The following is a 5,329-nucleotide window of genomic DNA, read 5'->3' as shown; positions in this document are numbered from 1 at the left end:
TCCCGCCTCCCCACCCCCTCCGCGGAAGCAACCAGCACCGCCCCCGCCGGAACAACCGCCAGCACAGCCCACGGCACAGCCGCCGGCAGCCCACTGTCGAGCAACGTCCCCGTACCCGCGCTGCCGACCAGCACGATCAGCCCGGACACAGAGGACAACGCCCCGGTGTACAGGGCGAGCCGCCCCTCCTCCGCGAGGTCGGGAACCCAGGCGCGGGCGGCGGGCGCCACGAGCATCTGACCGAGCGTGAGGAGCACGACGAACCCGGCGGCAGGCAGCAGCCCGGCCGTCCCGGTCCCCCCGGAGGCCAACGCGAGGGCGACGACGCCGAACCCCGCGGCGATCAGCGCCAGCCCCGCCGCCATGGACCGCCGCAGGGTGAGCCGCTCCCCCACCCACCGGGTGACCGGCAGCTGCGCGGTCACCACCAGCAGGGAGGACAGCGCGAACAGCCAGGCCAGCGGGGCCTGCGAACCGGCGGCGCGTTCGACCTCCGCGGGCAGGGCGAGGTAGAGCTGGTTGTAGGCGAGGAGGTAGGCGCCGTACGCGCAGCACAGGGCGAGGAAGCGCCGGTTGCGCAGCAACGGACCGATCCCGCCCCGCACCTGGACACGGACGCGCCCGGGAATGTGCTGGGGCAGCAGCCGGGCATGGCCCGCGAGGACCAGGACGAAGACCCCGGCTCCGGCCAGACACACCGCACGGAAGTCGACGGACAGCAGCAGCGCCCCGAGCAGGGGCCCGACGAACGCCCCGGCCTGCCCGGCGACGGTGAACAGCGCCAGCACCCGTGTGCGGGACCCTCCGCCCGACTCCTCCCAGGCGACGGCCTGCCGGGCCACCTCGGACTCGACGGCGGGTGAGAACAGTGCGGCGGCGAACCCGATGAGGAGCACCGCCCCGATGACGGCCGAGGCCCGCTCGGCATACCCGAGCCATCCGAACCCGGCGATGCGCAGCACGCATCCGGCGAGCACCACGGGCCGGACGCCGTACCGGTCGGCGAGCGCACCGCCGACCACGAACAGCCCCTGCTGGCTGAAGGTGCGCAGCCCGAGCACGAACCCGACCATCCAGCCGGCCATGCCGACCGCCCCGCCCAGATGCTCGGCGAGAAAGGGCAGCACGGCGAAGAAGCCGATGTTGAAAGCGAGTTGGGTGAGGATGAGCAACCGTAGAAGCGGCGAGAGCCGGACGCGTTCCCGCGTACCGCGCACCGCCAGAGGCGTGATCACGAGGCGCCCGCCAACTCGCCCTTGAACGCCGGAACGCCGCGAGCCGCCACAGCCGTACGCCGACGCGTCCCCCGCGTCCCGCCCCCACTCCCCGCCGCCGTCACCGCGAGCGCTCCCAGCAGCGCGAGGACGGCGGCGGGGGCGAGGACGGCCCAGGGGGCGCGTTCGGCGTAGGGCTGGTTCTCGGCGAGGAGGAGGCCCCACTCGGGGGACGGCGGCTGGGCCCCGAGCCCGAGGAAGCCGAGGGAGGCGAGGGCGAGGGCGATGCCGGGCAGTCGCAGGAGTGCGTGGCGGGTGACGGACGGGAGGACGGCGGGGAGGAGTTCGCTCCTCAGCAGGTACCACCGGCGGGCGCCCAACGCGCGGGTGGCGGTGACGTGGAGGGTTGCCCGCTCCTGCCGGAGCAGCGCGGAGGTGTGCGCGGCGAGCGGCGCCCACGCCACGACGGCCACCGCGAGGACGGGCGTGCCGGAACCGCTGCCCCAGAGGGCGGTGACGAGGAGGGCGGCGAGGACGGACGGGACCGCGTTGACGGTGTCGACGAGCGGCCCGGACAGCGCGGGCAGACAGCCGAGGAGTACGCCGGCGAGCCAGGCGAGCGCGCTGATGGCGAGGGCGAGCAGCAGGGTGTCGAGGGCCCCGTGGGCGACCCGGGCGAGGACGTCCCGGCCGAGGGCGTCGGTGCCGAAGGGGTGGGTGGGGGACGGCGCTCGGAGGCGGGCGGCGGTGTCGAGGGCGAGGGGGTCGCGGGGCAGGCCGAGTGCGATGACACCGGACAGCAGGAGACCGTATGCAAGAGGCAGGATCCTGCGGACGGTCGGCGCTGGTGGCGGTGCCGGCCGGTGCAGGCTCTGGAGGGCGCCGTCGCGCAGGGCGGGGCCGATGAGCCGACGGGCGGTGAGGCGGACGACGGCCGTGGTGACGGCGCCGAGCACCACGAGCAGGAGCGTGCCGGCCTGGAGGACGGGCAGGTCCTGGGCGATCGCCGCCTGGAGGGTGGTGCGACCGAGGCCGGGGATGTCGAAGATCTGCTCGACGGCGACCGCGCCGCCGGTGAGGCCGACGACGAACAGTCCGAGGTTGGGCAGCAGCCCGGGCACACAGCGGCGGAGCGCCTGGCGTGCGACGACGCGGCCGGGCAGTCCGCGGGCGGCGGCGGCCAGGGCCCAGGGTTCGGCGAAGGCGCCGGGGAGTTGGTCGTCGAGGACGCGCCCGAGAACCGCGCCGGCCGGCAGGCCGAGGGCGAGCGCGGGCAGCACCGTCCACTGGGGGCCGTACCAGCCGAGGGCGGGCAGCCAGCCCCACTGCACGCCGACGACGGTGGCGAGCACCGAGGCGATGAGGAACTCGGGCAGCGCGGCGAGCACCGCCGAACCCGAGCCGCCGGTCCGCCGCCCGGCGAGGCGGCGTCGCGCGCCGAGGCGGAGGGTGCGGGCGCACACGGCGGCGGCCGTGGCGAGGGCGACGACGAGGGCGACCGTCATCAGCAGCAGCGAGACGCCGAGGGCCCCGAGCACATCGGGCGCGACCTCGGAGCCGGATATCCACGAGTGTCCCGCGTGCCCGCGCGGCAGCCCGGTGAGCCACCGGCCGAGCAGGTGCAGGGGCCCGTCGTCGAGGCCCAGTTGGGCGCGGATGTCGGCGAGCACCTCGGGCGTGGGGTCACGGTCGGCGGACCGGGTCCTGAGCACCGTCAGCGCGGGATCGGTGTGCGAGAGCCAGGGCAGCAGCCCGATCCCGCACACCAGCAGCACGGCCAGTCCGGCGCGCCACAGCAGCGCGCCCATCCTGCTCCTCATGGATCAGCGCCGGGTCCCGGTGCCGACGAGGGTGCGTTCGTACGGGTCGAGGAGCACGCCGCTCACCTGGCGGCCGACGCCGGTGACGACGCGCTGGTGGACCAGGGGCACGACGGCGTCGGTGCGGAGGATCGCGGCCTCGGCGGCCATGGCGGCGTCCTGCCGTTCGGCGGTGTCGGCGGTGCTTTCGGCCTTCGCCACGGCCGCGTCGACGGTCTTGTCGCAGAGCTGGGCGATGTTGTATCCGCCGTCACAGGTGTAGTCGCCGGCGAGGACGGCGACGGGGTCACCGGTGTCGACGAGGGTGTTGCGGGCGAGCACGAAGGCGTCGAACCTTCCGGCGAGGGCGTCGCTCTCCAGCCGCGAGTACTCGCTCACCTTCAGTTTCACCGTGAAGCCGGCCTTCTCCAGCTGCTGCTTCAACACCTGGGCGACTTCGGGTAGTTCCGGCCGGTTGTCGTAGGTGGCGAGGGTGATCGAGGTGTCGGAGGGCCGGGAGGCCCGAGCGCTCCCGGCCGGGGGTACGCGTTTGCTCGCGGCCCAGGTGACGGCGGGACCGTAGATGCCGGTGCCGGCGTCGGCGTGTTTCTCGTAGACGCCTTCCGCGAGGGCGGAGGTGTCGACGGCCGCGCGGGCGGCGGCACGCAGTGACGCGTCCTCGAAGGCGCCGGACCGGGCGTTGAGGAGGAGGCTCGTGGTGCGGGTGGTGGCGGTCTCGCGCCGGCTGTCCGCGTCGAGGGTGGCGGCCTGGGCGACGGGTATCGCCTCGGCGAGGTCCAGCTGGCCGGTGCGCAGGGCGTTGGCTCGGGCGGTGCCGTCGGCGATGAAGCGGGCGTCGATGCCGGAGGCCTGGGCGCGGCCGCCCCAGTAGTCGTCGAAGCGGTCGAGGCGGGCGCTGGTGCTGCCTTCGACGTCGGTGAGTTCGAAGGGGCCGGTGGCGGTGCCGGCCGGGTCGGCGGCGCCCTTCGCGTCGTAGGCCTTCGGGGAGAGGATCGCCAGGCTCGGGCTGGACAGGCGCAGCGGCAGGACGGGGTCGGGGGCGTCCGTGGTGACGCGGACGACGCCCGCGCCCTCGGCCTTGGCGGTCAGGGTCACTCCGGAGAGGGCGGCCGGGGCGGGCTCGGCCTCGGTGGCGTGGGTGAGGGAGGCGGCGACGGCGGCCGGGGTGACCTCGGTACCGTCCTGGAAGGCGGCCTCGCGCAGGGTGAACAGCCAGCTGCGGTCGTTCTCGCGGCGCCAGGACGCGGCGAGCACGGGGGCGGCTGCGCCGTTGGCGTCGAGCGCGGTCAGCCCTTCGGTGACGCCGAGCCGGCTGAGGATCGTGGCGTCGGCGCCGTACGGGGAGAGGTTCTCGGCCGGCGGGAAGGCGAGGGCGACGCGCAGCCGGGAGCCGTCCTTCGCGTCGGCGTGCCGCCGTCGCCGTCACCGCTGCCGGAGGCGAAGCAACCCGCGAGGAGTGGGGTGAGCAGGAGGGCGGCGAGGAGCCGCGGGCGGCGGCGAGGGAGGCGCATGGGTTACCGGCCTGTGAGGTGGGGGGTGAGATCGGGGGTGAGGTGGGGGGCGAGGTGGGACGGTGTGAGGGCGTGCAGGGGGATGTCGAAGTGCACGACGCTCTGTCCGCCGTCGGGGTCCTGACGCTCGTCGTGCACGACGCGGCCGAGGGATCGCCAGAAGCCTTCGGCGCCTTCGACGGACGGATCCGTGTGCAGGTAGACGGCCCGGTAGCCGCCGTCGGCTGCGGCAAAGGTAAGGAGTTCGGCGACCAGTCGCCGGGCGAGGCCGCGGCGCCGGTGCTCGGGGCGGACGTAGACGCGCCGCAGTTGCGCGGTCGCGCCGCAGGGGTAGCGCTCGGCGACATGGCGCGGGTTCGGCGGATGCAGTGGCCCCCGCGCGTCCAGCGCGCCGGTGCCGACGACCTGCCCCTCGGTATCGACGGCGACCAGCAGTGTGTGGCGGGCGGGCGCCAGGTAGGCGGCGGCCGGGTCGACGATGTCGCCGTGCCAGCGGGGCACATAGCCGGTGCCGAAGTCGCGGTAGACGGTGTCGAGCATGACGGCTCGGGCACCGTCGAGGTCGTCGGGGCCCGCAGGCCTTACGCAGTACTCATGCACTTGCACATCATATGCATTAAGCCGAAGGCCTTGATCGACTAGGTCGCCCAGGCCGCGCGGCCCGTCCGATCGCGAGGGCGCCCGAGGCCACGCAGGCCGTCCCACCGCGCCGGACGGGCTCGCTCGGCGGAGAGCATCCGGCCCTCCGCCCGAAGCGGCGCCCTCCCCCCTCTCCCTCCCCCAC

Annotated in this window: 3 protein-coding genes and 1 pseudogene; all 4 read right to left on the bottom strand. The window is 74.9% G+C overall.

Annotated features, from left to right (window positions below; all coding sequences use genetic code 11):
- Positions 1 to 1,235, bottom strand: a 1,235-nt coding sequence (locus BM536_RS37835; RefSeq protein ID WP_094104069.1) for an MDR family MFS transporter, incomplete at its 3' end; no start/stop codon positions are given.
- Entirely contained in the window at positions 1,232 to 3,034 is a 1,803-nt protein-coding gene (locus BM536_RS37830) for an ABC transporter permease subunit (RefSeq protein ID WP_094104068.1), read from the bottom strand. The genes BM536_RS37835 and BM536_RS37830, both read right to left, overlap by 4 nt.
- A 3-nt stretch (positions 3,035 to 3,037) precedes the next feature.
- Positions 3,038 to 4,545: pseudogene (locus tag BM536_RS37825) on the bottom strand (ABC transporter substrate-binding protein).
- A gap of 3 nt (positions 4,546 to 4,548) precedes the next feature.
- Positions 4,549 to 5,145 (bottom strand): GNAT family N-acetyltransferase, encoded by a 597-nt coding sequence (locus BM536_RS37820; protein ID WP_094104067.1) that lies wholly within the window; start codon positions 5,143 to 5,145, stop codon positions 4,549 to 4,551.
- Positions 5,146 to 5,329: the final 184 nt, after the last annotated feature.

The organism is Streptomyces phaeoluteigriseus, from assembly GCF_001896135.2.
Classification (GTDB): Bacteria; Actinomycetota; Actinomycetes; order Streptomycetales; family Streptomycetaceae; genus Streptomyces; species Streptomyces phaeoluteigriseus.
This window is presented reverse-complemented; position numbering and strand designations above follow the sequence as displayed.

Coding starts and splice junctions, on each gene's coding strand:
- BM536_RS37830 (WP_094104068.1), bottom strand. CDS start 3,034: ATGAGGAGCAGGATGGGCGCGCTGCTGTGGCGCGCCGGACTGGCCGTG.